This is a genomic window from Clostridium sp. LY3-2, from assembly GCF_024705715.1.
GTDB lineage: Bacteria > Bacillota > Clostridia > Clostridiales > Clostridiaceae > Clostridium.
On sequence record NZ_JAMDLQ010000028.1, the window covers coordinates 1 to 18,512 of the forward strand.

Genomic DNA, 18,512 nt, shown 5'->3' on the forward strand with positions numbered 1-18,512 from the left:
AGTTCCCCTAGGAAGTGAGGAGGAACTAAAAAGTAAAATAGGCGAACATAAGGAATCGGCTCTTGTTTTATTAGATATATTTAAAAAAAGGAGAATTTAAAATGGAAGAAAAAGAAATAATGTCTTTTAGAGATGAAGAAGGAAATAAAATAGACTTTGAGGCTATAGCTAAAGTTTACTTAGAAGAAAAGGATAAAGAATACTTACTATTATCTCCTGTAGAAGGAAATACAGAAGAAATTTTAATATTTAGAATAGACAAAGTTAATGATTTAGAAGAGTATAATATAGTTGAAGACGATAAAGAATTTTTAGCTGTAAAAAAAGAATATAAAAATTTAATTTACTAATAATAAAAAGAGGGGATGGTTAATAATGAATATATCAGGAATAGTTATAATGCTTGAAGAAAACGGACTTACAGAAGTATCAGAAATATTATCTGAGAGCGATCACTCTGTGATAGAATTCTTTTATGATTTTGATATTGATGAATTAAAAGCTGCAAGAGCTTATGCAAACGAAGAAAGTGATGCAGAAGAAGATTCGATTGAGTGGAAAAGAGAGTGGTATATTCCCTACCTTCTAGATATAGCTAAAGATAACAGCGAAGCTATAGTTGAAGAAGCTATGGAGGAGTTTGAATTAGAATGGAAAATAGAAGAATCTTCAATAGACTCTAACGAAAACAAATATATTAGATTTGTGTTAGCTTGTGCTAAAGAAGAATATATAGGAGATTTAGGAGAACTTTTAAACGATTACCTTTAGTTTTAAAAATGTCCTTGCATTCTAATAGAGAAGTGTTATAATAAAGGCATAGAAATCCTGAGATGTGCGCAAGGCTTATCATATTCAACCTACATAGTATATTCGGGACTAGCAAAAGTAATATTCATGTCAGGCCCTAAGCTTAGCTTCAGTTTTGACAAGGGAAGGCAGAAGTATATTATGAGTTTGACCCACCTGCGAGGAGCAGGTTTTGAATATATAAGCTAACGGCATGTTGGGATCTTAAATGACTTTAACCCCTCTTAATTTATTAAGAGGGGTTTGTTATTTTTAGATATAATTTATGTTCTAAAGTTAAAAAAGGTGTAGCAGTTACTAGTGGGATAGTTTGCTACACCTAGATTTTTTATATAAACTAAAGATTAAGCTGCGATTCTTCTAGCAGCTGTAACTAGTCCTTTTCTTCTGCTGTGTCTATTATAGATAAATTTTTGATGCATTGAAATAAATTTGTCTAAATCTTGTGAAACATATACAACAAACTTATTTGTTGGGGATAAGCATCTTGTTAAAAGGTTTAGTAGTTTTTTACGAAAACTGATTTTTCTTTTTAATTTCTTAATTGTCATCAAACGCACCTCACATTCTACATTTCTCTCACCTTGTATAGTCATTTTATAACATAATATAGCTTATTGTAAATTAATATCGTTTTCCAAGATATGACAAATATATATCATAAAAAACTATAAAAAACATAATAACAAAAATTTTCTGTCGAAAAGGAAAAGATAAATGTTTAGGTTGTCAAAAAATATAAAAAATAAATAATAAATTAACTTTGAATCACTCTATCACTCTATTAGTTGATAACTTAAAGAAATAAAGGTAAAATATATTATATAACTAAAGTTAAGGAGATTAAAGTGATGAATAATTTAGATGTTAATAATATAAAAAATATGACAATAGAAGAAGTAACAGAAAAGATAAACGAGTTTTCTGCCTTAAAAAAACAAAGAGAATTAACAGAAGAAGAAATTAAATTTAGAGATGGATTAAGAAGAAGATATTTAGATAACGTAAAGAAAAATTTAAGAGCTCAATTAGAACAAGTTGAAATAAAAAAAGATTAATATATAAAGGGTGATTGGTATGGCGGTAAGTGTCAAAAAGCTTATAAAAGATTTCGAACTTGAAGTATTAGTTTCTGGAAAAGACGAAGAAGTGATAAATGTAAGTGATATTAATAGACCAGGATTACAGTTATCAGGGTTTTATAACTATTTTGCACCAGAAAGACTTCAAGTAATAGGTAAAGCTGAGTGGAGCTTCCTAGATGATATGCAAAAGGAACTTAGAGAAAAGAGATTAAAAAAATATTTCAGTTTTGATATGAAATGTTTAATAATTACTAGAGGATTAGAACCTCACGAAGAACTTATAAAATACGCAACTCAAAAAAATATTTGGGTACTTAGAAGTAATTTAGTTACTACTAAATTCATAAGTAAGATGACTATCTATATGTCTGATAAATTAGCACCTGAAACTAGATTACATGGAGTTTTAGTAGACGTTTACGGGATAGGTATCTTAATTACAGGTGAAAGTGGAATCGGTAAAAGCGAAGTTGCACTAGAACTTATAAAAAGAGGACATAGACTTGTAACAGACGACGCTGTTGATATTAGAGAAATAGATGGTGATTTAATAGGTTCATCTCCTAGAATAACTATAGGTATGCTTGAAGTTAGAGGAATAGGTATTATAGATGTATCTGCTCTATACGGTTTAAGTTCAGTTCTTCAAAGAAAGAATATTAAATTAGTAATGCATTTTGAACACTGGAAAAATGATGGGGACTACGATAGATTAGGAACAAATATCGAATGTATGGATATTTTAGGAGTTCCTGTTAGAAAATTAACTGTACCAATCAGACCAGGTAGAAATATAGCTGTTATAGTTGAAGCTGCAGCTGTAAACTATAGATATTCTTTAATGTCAAATGAAACACCAGTAGATATTATTGAAAGCAGAATAAAGGAAGTTAGTGATAGTAGACTTTAATTTATATAGATGAGGCTTTTTGCTTCATCTATATTTTAAAATAACATAAAACTTAAAAGGGAGGTCATTAATATGGCAAGATTTACTGATAATGCTTGGAACAAATATGATGAAAAAGAGATGAAAGAAGTTTTTGATTTTTGTAATGGATATAAAGATTTTATGTCTAAATGCAAAACTGAAAGAGAGTGTGTAATTGAAGCTATTAAAATAGCTGAAAAAAATGGGTATAAAGATTTAAATGAAATGATAAATAAAGGTGAAAAATTACAAGCCGGAGATAAGGTTTATGCAAATAATATGGGTAAAGCTTTAGCTTTATTTATCATTGGAAAAGAAGATATAGAAAAAGGTTTAAAAATATTAGGTGCACACGTAGATTCACCTAGATTAGATTTAAAACAAAATCCTCTATACGAAGATACAGAACTAGCATTTTTAGATACTCATTATTACGGTGGAGTTAAAAAGTATCAATGGGTTACTCTGCCTTTAGCACTTCACGGTATCGTAGTTAAAAAAGATGGAACTAAGATAGATATAGTAATCGGAGAAGACGAAGAGGACCCTGTAGTTGGTATTTCAGATCTTTTAATTCACTTAGCAGCAGATCAAATGGATAAAAAAGGCGCTAAAGTAATCGAAGGTGAAGACCTTAATGTTTTAATTGGACGTATGCCTCTTAAAGGAAAAGAAAAAGATGCAGTTAAAGAAAATATCTTAAAATTATTAAAAGATAAATATGATTTTGAAGAAGAAGATTTCTTATCTGCTGAAATAGAAGTAGTACCAGCTGGTCGTGCTAGAGATTACGGATTAGATAGAAGTATGGTTATGGCTTACGGACAAGACGATAGAGTTTGTTCATACGCTTCATTAATGGCAATGTTTGAAATAGAAAATATAGATAAAACTTGTTGTTGCCTTCTAGTAGATAAAGAAGAAGTTGGAAGTATCGGTGCTACTGGTATGGAATCAAAATTCTTTGAAAACATAGTAGCAGAAGTTATAGAACTTAAAGAAGGTTATAATGATTTAAAACTTAGAAGATGTTTAACAAACTCAAAAATGTTATCATCAGATGTAAGTGCTGCATTTGACCCTAACTATCCTTCAGTTATGGAAAAGAAAAATTCAGCCTACTTTGGAAAAGGTATAGTATTTAATAAATACACAGGTGCTAGAGGAAAATCAGGTTGCAATGATGCAAATGCTGAATATATAGCTGAACTTAGAAACCATATGGAAAAGCATGATGTATCTTACCAAACTGCAGAACTTGGTAAAGTTGACCAAGGGGGCGGTGGAACTATCGCATACATCTTAGCTCAATACAATATGGAAGTTATAGACTGCGGAGTTGCAGTATTAAATATGCACTCTCCTTGGGAAATAACTTCAAAAGCTGATATATTTGAAACTAAAAAAGGATATGTAGCTTTCTTAAAAGAAGCATAAGATTTAAACTATCGCATAATTAATTTTGTGTGATAGTTTTTTATTTTATATATAATAAATAAACTATAGAAATTTTAAAGGCAAACTCATATATTATAGTATAAAAAATTAGGAGGAACTCCTTATGGATATGAGTCGTTTTAAAAATTATGGTTTATGGGTTTCTATAGCAGCTTTAATTCCAATGGTTTTACAAGGCTTTGGATTAAAAGTTTTACCAGAAAACTATCAAGAAATAATAAATGCAATACTATCTATTTTAGTAATGGCAGGTATTTTAAATAACCCAACAACTGAAAGTAAATGGTATGGTGACGGAGAAGTTAAAGCTTTAGAAGAACCAAAAGATAAAGAATAATCTTTTTAGCCTGCAAATATTTTTTGCAGGCTTTAAAATTTACATATTTACCCCTTATTTATTAACAAATATTTCAAAAAGGATGGTTATAATAAAACTATATAAACTATTAAGTTTGAAAGGTAGTGAATTCTATGAAAAAATGTAATAGAAAGAAATTAGTTTTTAATAGTAAAAAAGGAAAAGGAAATAATAAGAAGAAAAAAGCTTTAATAGCTGCAGGGGCTGTAGGAACTTGTGCAGTTGCTGTAGCACTTACAAGAAAGAAGATTAAAGAAAAGGAAGAAAAATCAAAAGTAAAAAGTTATGAAACTATAAGAAATGATGATAGACACGCGTATTTTGTAGGAGGTGGACTTGGTTCTTTAGCTGGTGCCACTTATTTAATAAGAGATTGTAATTTTAAGGGTGAGAATATTCATATACTAGAAGGGATGGATATTTTAGGAGGTAGTAATGACGGAATAGGAGTTCCTGAAGCTGGCTTTGTTTGCAGAGGCGGAAGAATGCTAAACGAAGAAACTTATGAAAACTTCTGGGAACTATTTAAAAGCATACCTTCATTAGATATGCCAGGTATGAGCGTTACAGAAGAAATATTAAATTTTGATCACCTTCACCCAACTCACGCACAAGCACGTTTAGTTGATAAAGACGGAAACATACTAAACGTTAGATCTATGGGATTTAATAATAAAGAAAGATTAGCCCTTGGAAAATTAATGATGATGGATGAAAAGAAATTAGATGGCTTAACAATAGAAGATTATTTTAAAGATATGCCTCATTTCTTCCAAACTAATTTTTGGTATATGTGGCAAACAACATTTGCATTCCAAAAATGGTCTAGCCTTTTTGAATTTAGAAGATATATGGGGCGTATGATTTTAGAGTTCTCTAGAATAGAAACTTTAGAAGGGGTAACAAGGTCACCTTATAATCAATACGATTCATTAATAAGACCACTTAAAGCACATTTAGATACTTTCTCAGTAGACTTTAGAACAAATACAGTAGTAACTGATATTGATTTTAAAGAAGGAGATGGAATTACAGTATCTAGAATTCACGTTAAAGAAGATGGAGAAGAAAAAGTTATAGATTTAAAGGATAGAGATATCTGTATAGTTACAAATGGTTGTATGACAGATTCAGCTACACTTGGAGATTTAGATACTAAAGCTAGCTTTAATCCAGATAACCCTATTTCAGCTGAACTTTGGAGAAAGATAAGTAAAAAGAAAAAAGGTTTAGGTAATCCAGAGCCCTTTTTCAATCACCCAGAAGAAACTAACTGGGAAAGCTTTACTGTCACTATGAAAGGTGATAAGATGCTAAAACTTATAGAAAAGTTCTCAGGTAACATTCCAGGAAGTGGAGCTTTAATGACATTTAAAGATTCTAACTGGCTAATGAGTATAGTTGTAGCGGCTCAACCACACTTTGTAAACCAACCTATGGATACTACAATATTCTGGGGATATGGTTTATATACAGATAAATTAGGTGATTACGTTAAAAAACCTATGAGAAACTGTACAGGTAGAGAAATGCTTGAAGAATTAATCTATCATTTACATCTTGAAGAACATATGGATGAAATAATGGATAGTGTTATAAATGTTATACCTTGTATGATGCCATATATAGACTCACAATTTGAACCTCGTAAATACAGTGATAGACCTAAAGTTGTGCCTGATGGTTCTACAAACTTTGCTTTAGTTAGCCAATTTGTAGAAATTCCAGAAGATATGGTATTTACAGAAGAGTATTCAGTTCGTGCAGCTAGAACTGCTGTTTATAAACTATTAGGATTAGATTTAAAAGATATTTGTCCTGTGACTGAATATAAAAAGGATCCAAAGGTTCTTAAAAAAGCTCTTTTAACAGCTTATAGAAAATAAGGATTAAAGGTCGCATGTTTTTTTATGCGGCCTTTATTAAAGCCTTAAGAAAGAAGGAGAGAGATGAAAAATAATAAGTATTTAAGAAGTGCATTTTTAACAATCGTGTATATTTTAGTGATAGGACTTACGTATCTTTTGTTTGGAATGCAAAACGTGGCACTTTCCATAGTTGCAATTCTTTCAATTTCAAAGTTATCAAAAGATGATTTTACAATTTCGCCCAAAAGTGAGTTAATTAAACTTATGTCTGGATTTTTAATAATTACGGTTATGGCTGAAATTGCAAGTATAAATGTTTATTTAAGTATTTTTATAAATTTAATAACTATTTTCTTTATTGGGGCTTTAAATTTATGTACTTTAGATAAAGGATATTATAATACATTTGTCTTAATTTATGTCTATATGTTAGTATTTAAAACAAGTATAAATGGATTTCCAATTAGACTTCTTGGAGTAGTATTTTGTGTAGGATTTATTATATTTACAAAGTTATATGTATTTAAGACAAGCTATAAGGATATTAAGCTTAATCTTTTAAAAGATATTATAAATATAATTATTAAAAAGATAGAGGATATTAAAACAGATGGAGATATTAAAGATTTAAATGAAAAGCTAGATAATAAAATAGTTCATTTAAATAATTTAATAAATAATACAAGAGCACGTGAAAATTCCTTAACTCAAAAAGATAAATGCATTATGGACTTTATAACAGTTATTGAAAAGATAAATATGATGCTACAAAAAATAAATTACGATAAAAAGGTTTGCATAAGTGTAGATAAGTTTATGGGAAACGTAAATGATGTACTAGAAGTTTTATCTAAGTATTTAAATAAAAAACTTAGCATAGAAGAATGTATTCACGAATTAAATAATATAAATGACGAACTAAAGGATACTGATGTATATGATAAAAAGATTCTAAGTGGAATTATTGAGTTTATAAAGATAACTATAGATAGATATATTTTTATAACTGATAGCAAGAGAACTTCATTTAAAATGGCAATTTCTGATATTTTTAATTTTGAAAAGATCAGAAATAGAGTTAATAATTTTTATAAAGAAAAAAATGAGAGCTTTTATTTTAATTTAAGGATGACTCTTGCAATAACTTTTACATACTTTTTAGGAACTATATTAGATAATAGTTCTACAGTATGTTTGGTATTATCAGCTTTTGCTGTTATACAAGTTGATTCAAAGAATACTTTATTCAAATCTTTTATGAAAATAAAAGGAACTGTTTTTGGTGCTTTATTATATGTAGTTTTATATAAATTTTTAGAAGTTAAAGAAGGTAAGCTTTTGATTATAATTTTAGCTATATACTTATTAACTTTAATGAAAAATTACGATAAGATGATGTCATTTGCAACTATAATCTCAATTGGGATTAGCGAACTTAGTGACCCATCAATTTCTGTTATATATAATAAAATATTTTATATAGTTATTGGTGTATTACTTGGACTTCTTTCTACAGTTATTATTAAACCTTATAAGTTTAGTAATGAGTTTAAAAAGGTTTTAGAAAAAATTAGAAGAAATGACGAGTTATTATTTAATCTTTTAAAGAAAGGGGATTTAAAAGAAAGTAAAGAGATAAGAGATATTATGCTAGATAATACTTTAATGATAGATTATTTAAATAATATAACAAAGGGAAGCAGAAAATATAAAGTATTTAAGCTTTGTCATACTAGAATATCTGTAAATGAAGCATTTATCTTTAGATTAAATAGAATTAAAACTATAGATAAGGATGATTATTTTAAAAATATATTATATAAAGAGATAGAAGAAGATATATACAAAATTGCAAAATTAAAAGTAGAAGAAATTTAAAAGCTATGGGAGAAAAGTTTTCTCCCATAGCTTTTATTTAAATAAAGAAATAAAACTATTAAATTCTTCATCTGTCATTTCTTTATCACCGATATCACCGTGCTTTTTATCAGTTTCAAACTTACCATGGCAGTCTGAACCGCAAGATGTTAGTAAGTTATTTTCTTTTGCAAAAGCTTTAAGTGACTCTTCTTCTTCTTTAGTGTTTAAGAAATAAATAGCTTCTATAGCATCAAATCCCATATTAGAAAAATCTGAAAGAGGAGACTTTTTAATTAAAACTGGGTGTGCTAAAGATACAACGCAGTTAAAGCTCTTTAAAAGTTTTACTCCATCTTCTGTTGAAATTCTGTTTGCAGGAATAAATGCAGGGCTATCGTTTCCTATAAAGTTATCAAAGATGTATTCCCAAGAGTAATCATAGCCTGAATCTATTATCTCTTGTGCTATATGAGGTCTACCTACAACCCCTTTACTTCTTTTGATTAAATTATCAACGCTTATTTCGATGTTAAAATGTTCTTTTAATCTTTTTACCATCTCTAAAGCTCTATTAAATCTCATTTCTTTAAGATTATTTATATAAGATACAACCTCTTTAGCTTTATAACTATCATCTTTAAAATATCCAAGTACGTGGATATTTTCGTTATTATGATAAGTTGAAAACTCTATTCCAGGTATAACTACTATATTATGTTTTTTAGCTTCATTTAAAGCTTCCTCTATTCCAAACACTGTGTCGTGGTCAGTTATAGCAATATGTGATACATTATTTTTAACAGCTCTTTTTACAACTTCTGAAGGAGTAAGTAATCCGTCAGATGCAGTTGTATGAAGATGAAAATCTACTTTATGCAATGCTTAAATCTCCCTTCAAGCTTAGATAATTTTTTAAGAATAAAATTATAAGCTATGATATAATTTACATATTATATGTACACTTGTATTTTAGCATAAAGATTAAAAAAATTATAGAAAAATAAGGAATGATGTAGAAAATGTTAATAATGATCGATAATTATGATTCATTTGTATATAATTTAGTAAGATATTTTGAGGAATTAGGAGAAGAAATTAAAGTTTTTAGAAACGATGTAATAGATGAAAATACTATAAACGCATTAAACCCTAAGGGAATAATAATTTCTCCAGGACCAAAAAGTCCAAAGGAAGCCGGGAATGTGTTAGAAATTATAGATAAATTCAAAGAAAAAATGCCTATTTTAGGGATTTGTTTAGGTCACCAAAGTATTGGAGAATATTTTAAATGCGATATAGTAAAAGGGGTTAGACCTATGCACGGTAAAATAACTAAAATAACAACAGATGAAGATGGTATCTTTAAAGGAATTAAAAAAGAATTTAAGGTAACTAGATATCACTCCCTAGTTATAGATGAAAGCACAATAAGTAAAGAATTAAAAATAACTGCAAAAAGTGAAGACGGCGCTATTATGGGAGTTAAACATAAGACTTTACCTATTTACGGAGTGCAATATCACCCAGAAGCAGAACTTACAGAGTTTGGGTATGATGTTTTAAAGAATTTTATAGATATATGCAATTTATAGGGGGACGTTATGAATTTAAAGATAAAAGAGATAGATACTAAATTATATCCTTTTGAAATCTTTAGTATTTTTAAAGATACTAAAGATGCAGTTTTTTTAGATAGTTCTAAGGAAGATAAAAAACTATCTAAATATTCTTTTATAGGAATTAATCCTATAGAAAAGATAGAGATTTTAGAAGACTCTAAAGAAGATGGATTTGATCTTTTAAATAAAAAAATAAAAGAATATAAATTAGATATAAAAAGTGATATTCCTTTTGTAGGTGGATTTATAGGATATATTTCATATGATATGGGAAGAAAATTAGAAGTTATTAAAGATACTTCAAAAGAAGATTTTAAAATTCCACTTATGAGGTTTAATCTATACAAAAACATTATTATTTTCGATTTAAAATTAAATAAAGTTTATATAACAGATTTGTATGAAACCGAAAAAGATAGTAATATAGAAGAAATTATAAAGAAAATAAATCTTTTTAAACCCTTAAAAACTTTAAGGGAAAAAACTATAAGAAATAAAAACACTGAATTTATTTCAAACTTTTCTAAAGAGGAATATATTAAAGCTGTAAAGAAAATGAGAAATTACATAGAAAACGGAGATATTTATATTGCAAATATGACTCAAAGATATTATTGCACTTCAAATAAAGATTCATTTGCCCTATATGAAGATTTAAGAGAAATAAATAAAGCTCCTTTTTCAGCATTTATAAATTACGAAGATTTTCAAATTATAAGTTCTTCTCCAGAGAGATTTATTAAAATAAAAGATAATTTAGTTTCTACAAGACCTATAAAAGGTACAAGACCTAGAGGAAAGAATGAAAAAGAAGATGCTAAAAATAAATTAGAGCTTATAAATAGTGAAAAAGATAAATCAGAGCTTTTAATGATAGTAGATTTAGAGAGAAACGATTTAAGTAAAGTTTGCGAAAATAACTCTGTTAAGGTAACAGAACTATTTAAGATAGAGGAATACCAAACAGTATTTCATTTAGTTTCAACTATAGAAGGTAAACTAAAAAAAGAAAATACAGCCGTTGATTGTATGAGAGAGTGTTTCCCAGGAGGTTCTATAACTGGCGCTCCTAAAATAAGAGCTATGGAAATTATAGAAGAATTAGAAGGTGTTAAAAGAAACCTATATACAGGATGCATTGGATACTTTGACCTTAGAGGAAACAGCGATTTCAATATAGCAATTAGAACTATTTTAAAAAGAGATAATAAAGCATATTTTGGAGTAGGAGGGGGAGTTACCTACGAGTCTAATGAGGAAGATGAATATATCGAAACATTAGATAAGGCAGTAGCTTTAATGAAAGTATTAAAATGAGAAAAATAATTTTTAATGAGGATAAGTGTTTTGTAGATTCTTCAGTTAACTTTGGAATTGGAGTTTTTGAAACTATATATTTTTTAGAAAATAAGCCAATATTTTTAAACTATCATTTAGGAAGACTTAAAAATGGGCTTAAAGTACTTAATCTTAAGGAATTAGAAGAGGAAGAAATTTTAGAGTTTATAAATAAAATTCACCTTAAAAATCATGCCCTAAAGATACTAGTTACAGAAAAAAATATTATAATAAGTACTAGAGAAAATATCTACGGTGAAAAAGCATTTAAAAAAGGTTTTAAATTAGATTTTTCAGATGTTTTAAGAAATTCAACCTCATATTTAACTTATATAAAATCTACAAACTATGCTATAAATATCTTAGAAAAGATACGGGCTAAAAGCTTAGATTTAGATGATTTTATTTTCTTAAATGAAAAAGGATTTGTAACAGAAACTACAGTTTCTAATATTTTTTGTATTAAAGACTCTAAAATATATACACCAAAGATAAGTGACGGACTTTTAGATGGAACTGTCCGAGAGTTTTTAATTAGAAATTATAATATTATAGAAAAGAGTATAACTAAAGAAGACTTACTAGAAATGGATGAAGTATTCTTAACTAACAGCTTAATGGGGATAATGAAAGTTAAAAAGATAAGTGATAAAGAGTTTAAAAGCGTAGCTACAAGTAAAATAAAAGAATTTTATAATAGTAGTATTATGCTAAGCGGAGGGGATTTAAATTATGATAGATAGAGAAAAGATTTTAGAAGGTGTAAAATTAATAATTGAAGGGATTGGAGAAGATCCAAACCGTGAAGGGCTATTAGAAACACCAGACAGAATAGCTAGAATGTATGAAGAAATATTTAGTGGGATAAATAAAGATGCTAAAGAAGAATTAAGTAAAACATTTGAGGCTTATGGAAGCGATGATGTAGTTATAGAAAAGGATATTACTTTTTATTCTATGTGCGAGCATCATTTTGTACCTTTTTACGGTAAAGTACATATAGCATACATCCCAAACGGAAGAGTTGTAGGTTTATCAAAGCTTGCAAGATGCGTTGAAACTTATTCAAAAAAGCCACAATTACAAGAGAAACTAACAGCTGAAATAGCTGATGCTATATATGAATACTTAGATGCAAAAGGAGTTTTAGTTTTAGTTGAAGGTGAGCATATGTGTATGACTATGAGAGGCGTTAAAAAGCCTGGAACTAAAACAATAACTACAACCTTTAGAGGAGCATTTAAAGAAGATAAAGATCTAAGACTTGAAACATTATCTTTAATTAAATAGAGGTGAATTTGATTTTGGATAAAATAAATAGTATCTTAAAAAATGAAAAATATATAGAAAATTTAAAACTACTTGAAAAATTAGAAGAAAATAGAGAGTTTTGCAAACACGATTTAGAGCATTTTTTAAGTGTGTCTAGAATAACTTATATAAAAGCTTTAGAAAAAGGCTTAGATATATCTAAAGATGTAATATATGCTTTTGGACTTCTTCATGATATAGGACGAGTTTTAGAATACACAAAAGGAATTGAACACCAAAAGGCAAGTGTGATTATTGCAAGTGATATTTTAAAAGAAACAGAATATACAGAAAAAGAAAAGGAATTAATTTTAAATCTTATAGATAGTCACAGAAAAAAAGAAGATCTAAATAGTTTAGAAAAGCTTATAAAGACAAGCGATAAAGAGTCTAGAAATTGCTTTAACTGTAAGGCTTATGAAAAATGCTATTGGAGCGCACAAAAGAAAAATAATATAATTAAATATTAATGAAATGAGGGAAAAATATGAAAATAGGAAATAAAGAGTTTGATTTAAATAAGAGAACATACGTTATGGGTATTTTAAATGCTACGCCAGATTCCTTTTCAGATGGGGGAAATTACAACGAAGTAGATGAAGCTATAAAAAGAGTTTCAGAAATGATTAAAGAAGGTGCAGATATTATAGACGTAGGCGGTGAGTCAACTAGACCAAACGCAGAGTATGTTAGTGAAGAAGAAGAAATAAAGAGAGTAGTTCCTATTATTAAAGCTATTAAAGAAAATTTTGATATCCCAGTTTCTATTGATACTTATAAAAGTAAAACAGCAGAAGCGGCATTAAAAGCTGGTGCTGATATAGTAAATGATGTATGGGGCTTTAAATACGATAAAGATATGGCAAAAGTTTGTAAAAAGTTTAAAGCTAAATGTATCCTTATGCATAACAGAAAAGAAGAAGGTTATAAAAACCTTATGAAAGATGTAAAGTTTGATTTAATTGAAAGTATAAATATAGCCCTTGAAAATGGAGTTTTAAAAGAAGATATAATCTTAGACCCAGGAATAGGTTTTAAAAAGACTTACGAAGAAAACTTAAAGGTAATGAATAATTTAGAAGAAATAAAAGCTTTAGGTTACCCAGTTTTACTTGGAACTTCAAGAAAGTCTATGATAGGTCTAGCACTAGACCTTCCTACAGATGAAAGAGTAGAAGGAACTATAGCAACTACAGTAATCGGAATACAAAAGGGTTGTGAATTTGTAAGAGTTCATGATGTTTTAGAAAATAAGAGAGCATGTCTTATGACAGATGCTATTTTAAGAGTAAAATAGAGGGAGAAAGATGGATAAAATATATTTAAAAGACGTAGAGATATTTGCAAATCACGGTGTGTTTAAAGAAGAAAAAGTACTTGGTCAAAAGTTTATTTTTGATATTGAATTAAGTCTTGATTTAAGTAAAGCCGGAAGATACGGAGACTTACAAGAGTCAGTCCATTATGGTGAGCTTTGCCTTGGAATTGAAAAAGTAGTAACTTTAGAAAGCATAGATTTAATAGAGACTGTTGGAGAAAAAGTAGCGAATTTTATATTAGATACTTACGAATTAGTAAAGTCTTGCAAGGTAAAGGTTAAAAAGCCTTGGGCTCCTATAAATAGGCATTTAAAATATGCTGCAATAGAAATTTATAGAGGCTGGCACGAAGCGTATTTATCAATAGGAAGTAATATTGGAAATAAAGAAGAAAATTTAAGTTTAGCTATAGATTATATTAATTCTATAGAAGGGACAAAGGTTTTAAAAATCTCTGATTTTATTAAAACTGAGCCTTGGGGATACGAGAACCAAGAAGAGTTTTTAAATGGTGCTTTAAAAGTTAAAACTAGATTAAACCCTAGAGATTTTATGAAAGAACTTTTAAAAATAGAAGAAAAGATGAAAAGAGAAAGAATAATTAAGTGGGGTCCTAGAATTATTGATTTAGATATAATATTCTTTGATGACTTAGTTACAGATTTTGAGGATCTAGTTTTACCTCATCCTAGGATGGAAGAGCGCGAATTCGTTTTAGTTCCTCTAAATCAAATAGGGGGGGATGTAATCCACCCACTTTTAAAGAAACGTGTATTTAGAATTTTAGAAGACCTTAAAAAATAGTATTTTAAAGCGTCACATTAAGTAGTTTAATGTGACGCTTTTTTTTAATCTTTTCTAATATAATCGCAAAAATCATATAAATTATATCCTAAAGGAACGTTTTTCATATTTATAATATCAGGAGAGTAGTTTCCATCCCAAGGGTGGATAGTTATTAATTCAGAATCAAAAACATTTATTATGTATTTAGCTTCTTTGAATTTAACTATAAGTCTAAACTCTTCTTTATTACTTAAATCTTTTTTAGTCTCTCTTGTATCTTCTACATAATCTTTGTTATTTATAGAATTGAAAAAATTATAAAGAATTATGTTATCATCTTTACCTACAGGGAAAGTTTTATAAAAGTTTGTGTCGAAAACTTCTAAGGAAAACTCTTCTTTATTTTTTATTTTTTCAATAATCTCATTTGAATACAATCCAACTTCAGGTTGAGATTTAAATTCTAGATATTTAGGATTGATATTTATACAACCTACAAAAGAAAGGCTTAATAAACAGATTAAAAATAATGTTATTTTTTTCAAAATAACTACCTCCAAAACATTAGTCTACAATAATTACTATTCTTAAAATAATTCCTTTAGAACAATTTTTAGCTCTTAGAATATAATGTATTAATAAAAAATCCTTGGAGGCATTAAATGAAGATAGGATTAGACACAAATGATGATTATATCCTAAAGACATTTAAAAAAGATTTAAAATCTAAGGGAATATTCATCGTAGATATGGATCTGCAAACTAGAAAGAGTATAGGAAACGAAGTTTTTGAAAAAGTGATAATTGCAAATACTTCAAGTTTAGATTTTTATTTAAAAGTAGAAGTAAGAAAAGGAAATGATAGCATAAAGATATATAGTGGGGAAAAAGAAGAATCTAAAAATTTTTCAAAATTCTTAAAAGATAATTTAAAAGAATTAAATGTAGAAAATATAAGTTTAGAAAATGGAGAGAATTATTATCTTATAAAAAATATAAATATCCCAGTTTCTATAATTAAAGTCTACGTTTCAGAAAACTCAAGACTTGATAAAAAATTATTAAATGAAAAGATTATAGAGAGTATTTTAAAGATTTAATGAGGGCTTCGCCTTTTGAAGCCTTTATTGAATTTTTTGTGATTTGGAGGTGGAGTATGAAACTTATAGTTACGACAGGGCCTAGTACTAAAGAAAATTGGGTAGTTAAAGATTTAGTATCTTTAGGCGTAGATATATTTAGATTTAATACATCACATGGAAATATTAAAGAATTTGATAATTTATATAAATGGATAAAAGAAGAGAAATCTGATGTACATATCATGATAGATCTATCTGGTAGTAAGATAAGGGTTTCTGATAAACTTCCGTATATATATAAAATTTATAACGGCGAAGAAGTTATATTTTGTGGAGAAGATATTTATAAAAACAAAGGATATGCAGCTAGAAATAGTGAAAGAAAAATAATACCTTTAAACGTAAGCAATAAAGAACTTTTAGAAAATGCTTTTAATGAGATGTCTATGAAAGATGATACTATGAAATTTCAAGTTATAAGTTCTTTTAAAAAGGGAGTTATTGCAAAGGTTCAAAAAGGTGGAATAGTTAGAGCAGGTAAGGGGTGTAATATTAAAGGGTTTAAAAGAGAGGACAAGTCATTTAGTGAAAAAGATATAGAAGGGTTAAACTTTGCTATAAAAAATAATATAGAAATAATCTGTCAGTCCTTTGTAGAATCTAGCTATGATATAGATTTAGTTTTAGATTATATAAAAAATAATAGCAGTTCTTATAATCCAAGGATTTTTGGAAAGGTTGAAACTCCAAAGGGAGCAAAAAATATAAAAGAATTTATAGGTAAGATAGATTCAGTAGTAGTTGGAAGAGGAGATTTAGTTCCTGAAAGTGATATAAAATATGCACCTATTTATCAAGACGAAATAATTAAAGAAGTTAAAAAATATGATAAAGATAAAGATATATATATAGGAACTCATATATTAAATAGTATGAAAAAAGGAAGTCTCCCTGATTTTTCAGAAGTTGATGGTATTTACAATCTAATAGAAAAAGGAGTATCAGGCTTTTTATTATCAGGAGAGACATCTATAGGTAAAGCGCCAGTTAATACAGTAAAATATTTAAAGGAGCTTGTGGAATTTTATGAAAGAAGATAGTAAAGTTAATTTAGAAGATAAGAAGATGCTTTATTACGGAGTTATTTGGAGTATTTTAGGGGCATCAACTATATTACTTATCTATAATGCAATAAAAGTAATAATGTAAAATTATAGCATACCTTCAAAATTTAAAAAGGTATGCTAATTTATTGATGAAAAGTAAAATTTAAAGTATAATTATACTATAAGTTTAATTAAAGACAAGTGGGGGAACTTTGAATGGATGAAATTAAATTAAAAACCTTAAAAGGTAAAATGATTAAGACGCTTATGCCTGTTTTTATTATCGCTATGGTAGTAACAGCGCTAATTGTAGGGGATCTGAATCTTGAATTTTTTATAGCGGTTATAGTAAGCTCTGTTATAGTGTGTTTTATAATCTCTAAAGTTTCAGATAGTGTATCAAATGATATTAAAGAAGTTGGTGATGAGATTCACAAATTTGCTGAAGGAAATTTCAAAAACGAACTTGATTCTAAAAAGTTAGAAGAAAAGAGCGAGATTGGAAGTATGCTTACATCAGTTAAGGAAACTCAAGTTTCAATAGGTAAAATGATGAACAACGTAAAATTCAACGCAGAAGCTATAGATATGAATGCTCAAGCACTTGCAAACATAGCAGGAGAACTTTCAAGGCTTACAGAAGGAATAGTTCTTGCAATAGGTGATGTAGCAAACGGAACTACTAGTCAAGCGACAGACCTTTCTGAAATTTCAGCATCTATGGTTAACTTTAGTAGTAATTTAGATACTGTTAAATCAGATATATCAGTTGTTGAAGAGATGGCAACAGATATAAATAAAGAAGCTCAAAATAGCAACACTGAACTAGGAGCTTTAACTTCTAATTTAGATAGTTTTAAAAAAGAATTCGATAAATTTAATGATGATATTTGGAACACTACAGACCAAATCAAAAAGATTAATGGGATGACAGATTTAATAAATAATATCTCAGAGCAAACTAACCTTTTAGCACTAAACGCAGCTATAGAAGCTGCAAGAGCTGGAGACGCTGGAAGAGGCTTTGCTGTAGTTGCAGAAGAAATAAGAAAACTTGCAGAGATGAGTAAAGAATCTACAGGAAATATTTGCGTAACTGTAAAAGAAATTTTATCTAATACAGATAGGCTTGTAAATAGAACTGCTTCTATGGATAAAGAACTAAGTTCTCAAACTGTAGTTATTCAAAATACAATCGAAGTATTTAAAGCTATTTCTATTTCGATAGGAAATATTATTCCGAAAATCGAAACTATGGTAAAAGCTTTTAATAAGATAAATGAGCAAAAAACTAGCATCTTAGAAAGAGTTGATAATATCTCTGCTATATCAGAAGAAATATCAGCAACTTCAGAAGAAGTTACAGCATCTTCAGAAGAATTAAATTCTTCAAGTCAAGAAGTTGCAGGAGCAGCAGAATGCTTAAAAGCTCTTACATCAGATATGAGCGGAAGCTTAGATGTATTTAAAATAAAAGATATGGAAGAATTAATCGAAGAATAAAAGTGGAAAGTAATTTCCACTTTTTTTTATTACCATTTTATTGACAAAGTCTTTTGTAAAAGTTATCATTCTCTTATA

General features: G+C 28.2%; 22 protein-coding genes and 1 other RNA gene. 20 read left to right on the forward strand and 3 right to left on the reverse strand.

Annotated elements, in window-relative coordinates:
- Positions 1-101: 101 nt before the first annotated feature.
- The 3 genes from M4I33_RS09275 (at position 102) to ssrS (ending at position 1,017) form a co-directional block, all read left to right on the forward strand.
- Positions 102-350: a DUF1292 domain-containing protein gene (locus M4I33_RS09275; protein ID WP_194189924.1), complete on the forward strand. Its 249-nt coding sequence runs from the start codon at positions 102-104 to the stop codon at positions 348-350.
- Positions 351-375: 25 nt separating this feature from the next.
- Positions 376-771 carry a hypothetical protein gene (locus tag M4I33_RS09280; protein WP_257916519.1) on the forward strand — a complete coding sequence of 132 codons (396 nt, stop codon included), beginning with the start codon at positions 376-378 and terminating at the stop codon, positions 769-771.
- Between the two features lie 51 nt (positions 772-822).
- Positions 823-1,017, forward strand: a non-coding RNA gene (gene ssrS, locus M4I33_RS09285) — 6S RNA.
- 137 nt (positions 1,018-1,154) lie between these two features.
- Here ssrS and M4I33_RS09290 read toward each other — a convergent pair.
- Positions 1,155-1,361: a hypothetical protein gene (locus M4I33_RS09290; RefSeq protein WP_257916520.1), complete on the reverse strand. Its 207-nt coding sequence runs from the start codon at positions 1,359-1,361 to the stop codon at positions 1,155-1,157.
- A gap of 300 nt (positions 1,362-1,661) precedes the next feature.
- Between M4I33_RS09290 and M4I33_RS09295 the strand changes: the two genes are divergently transcribed.
- The 6 genes from M4I33_RS09295 (at position 1,662) to M4I33_RS09320 (ending at position 8,388) form a co-directional block, all read left to right on the forward strand.
- The gene (locus tag M4I33_RS09295) at positions 1,662-1,868 is read left to right on the forward strand and encodes a DUF896 domain-containing protein (protein WP_257916521.1); all 207 of its coding nucleotides are present in this window, start codon (positions 1,662-1,664) and stop codon (positions 1,866-1,868) included.
- A 19-nt stretch (positions 1,869-1,887) separates the two neighbouring features.
- Complete coding sequence (gene hprK / locus M4I33_RS09300; protein ID WP_257916522.1) at positions 1,888-2,805, forward strand: HPr(Ser) kinase/phosphatase; 918 nt, start codon at positions 1,888-1,890, stop codon at positions 2,803-2,805.
- 72 nt (positions 2,806-2,877) lie between these two features.
- Complete coding sequence (locus tag M4I33_RS09305) at positions 2,878-4,263, forward strand: aminopeptidase (protein WP_257916523.1); 1,386 nt, start codon at positions 2,878-2,880, stop codon at positions 4,261-4,263.
- Positions 4,264-4,387: 124 nt separating this feature from the next.
- A complete protein-coding gene (locus tag M4I33_RS09310; RefSeq protein ID WP_257916524.1) occupies positions 4,388-4,621 on the forward strand; it encodes a phage holin in 234 nt (77 codons plus the stop codon).
- Positions 4,622-4,755: 134 nt separating this feature from the next.
- Positions 4,756-6,528, forward strand: a complete 1,773-nt coding sequence (locus tag M4I33_RS09315; RefSeq protein ID WP_257916525.1) for an oleate hydratase — start codon at positions 4,756-4,758, stop codon at positions 6,526-6,528.
- Between the two features lie 63 nt (positions 6,529-6,591).
- Positions 6,592-8,388 carry an FUSC family protein gene (locus M4I33_RS09320; protein WP_257916526.1) on the forward strand — a complete coding sequence of 599 codons (1,797 nt, stop codon included), beginning with the start codon at positions 6,592-6,594 and terminating at the stop codon, positions 8,386-8,388.
- Positions 8,389-8,421: 33 nt separating this feature from the next.
- Here the strand turns inward: M4I33_RS09320 and M4I33_RS09325 are convergent, their stop codons facing one another.
- Positions 8,422-9,249, reverse strand: a complete 828-nt coding sequence (locus tag M4I33_RS09325; protein WP_257916527.1) for a PHP domain-containing protein — start codon at positions 9,247-9,249, stop codon at positions 8,422-8,424.
- A gap of 140 nt (positions 9,250-9,389) precedes the next feature.
- On the opposite strand from M4I33_RS09325, the gene M4I33_RS09330 reads away from it, so the two are divergent.
- The 7 genes from M4I33_RS09330 to folK are packed head-to-tail and all read left to right on the forward strand — an operon-like array spanning position 9,390 to position 14,761.
- Positions 9,390-9,962: an aminodeoxychorismate/anthranilate synthase component II gene (locus M4I33_RS09330; RefSeq protein WP_257916528.1), complete on the forward strand. Its 573-nt coding sequence runs from the start codon at positions 9,390-9,392 to the stop codon at positions 9,960-9,962.
- Between the two features lie 9 nt (positions 9,963-9,971).
- Positions 9,972-11,306, forward strand: a complete 1,335-nt coding sequence (pabB, locus tag M4I33_RS09335) for an aminodeoxychorismate synthase component I (RefSeq protein WP_257916529.1) — start codon at positions 9,972-9,974, stop codon at positions 11,304-11,306.
- Positions 11,303-12,070: an aminotransferase class IV gene (locus M4I33_RS09340; protein ID WP_257916530.1), complete on the forward strand. Its 768-nt coding sequence runs from the start codon at positions 11,303-11,305 to the stop codon at positions 12,068-12,070. Before pabB ends, M4I33_RS09340 begins: the two co-directional genes overlap by 4 nt.
- Entirely contained in the window at positions 12,060-12,617 is a 558-nt protein-coding gene (gene folE, locus M4I33_RS09345) for a GTP cyclohydrolase I FolE (RefSeq protein ID WP_257916531.1), read from the forward strand. The genes M4I33_RS09340 and folE overlap by 11 nt, the downstream gene beginning before the upstream one ends.
- 14 nt (positions 12,618-12,631) lie before the next feature.
- Positions 12,632-13,108: an HD domain-containing protein gene (locus M4I33_RS09350; protein WP_257916532.1), complete on the forward strand. Its 477-nt coding sequence runs from the start codon at positions 12,632-12,634 to the stop codon at positions 13,106-13,108.
- A gap of 17 nt (positions 13,109-13,125) precedes the next feature.
- Positions 13,126-13,935, forward strand: a complete 810-nt coding sequence (folP, locus tag M4I33_RS09355; RefSeq protein WP_257916533.1) for a dihydropteroate synthase — start codon at positions 13,126-13,128, stop codon at positions 13,933-13,935.
- A gap of 10 nt (positions 13,936-13,945) precedes the next feature.
- Positions 13,946-14,761, forward strand: a complete 816-nt coding sequence (gene folK / locus M4I33_RS09360) for a 2-amino-4-hydroxy-6-hydroxymethyldihydropteridine diphosphokinase (RefSeq protein ID WP_257916534.1) — start codon at positions 13,946-13,948, stop codon at positions 14,759-14,761.
- Positions 14,762-14,805: 44 nt separating this feature from the next.
- Here the strand turns inward: folK and M4I33_RS09365 are convergent, their stop codons facing one another.
- Positions 14,806-15,288: a DUF4883 family protein gene (locus tag M4I33_RS09365; RefSeq protein ID WP_257916535.1), complete on the reverse strand. Its 483-nt coding sequence runs from the start codon at positions 15,286-15,288 to the stop codon at positions 14,806-14,808.
- 117 nt (positions 15,289-15,405) lie between these two features.
- On the opposite strand from M4I33_RS09365, the gene M4I33_RS09370 reads away from it, so the two are divergent.
- The 4 genes from M4I33_RS09370 (at position 15,406) to M4I33_RS09385 (ending at position 18,434) form a co-directional block, all read left to right on the forward strand.
- On the forward strand, positions 15,406-15,843 hold the full coding sequence (locus M4I33_RS09370; protein WP_257916536.1) for a hypothetical protein: 438 nt from the start codon (positions 15,406-15,408) through the stop codon (positions 15,841-15,843).
- Between the two features lie 56 nt (positions 15,844-15,899).
- Entirely contained in the window at positions 15,900-16,925 is a 1,026-nt protein-coding gene (locus tag M4I33_RS09375) for a pyruvate kinase (RefSeq protein WP_257916537.1), read from the forward strand.
- Positions 16,912-17,034, forward strand: a complete 123-nt coding sequence (locus M4I33_RS09380) for a hypothetical protein (protein WP_257916538.1) — start codon at positions 16,912-16,914, stop codon at positions 17,032-17,034. Before M4I33_RS09375 ends, M4I33_RS09380 begins: the two co-directional genes overlap by 14 nt.
- Positions 17,035-17,147: 113 nt before the next feature.
- Positions 17,148-18,434 carry a methyl-accepting chemotaxis protein gene (locus M4I33_RS09385; protein WP_257916539.1) on the forward strand — a complete coding sequence of 429 codons (1,287 nt, stop codon included), beginning with the start codon at positions 17,148-17,150 and terminating at the stop codon, positions 18,432-18,434.
- Positions 18,435-18,512: the final 78 nt, after the last annotated feature.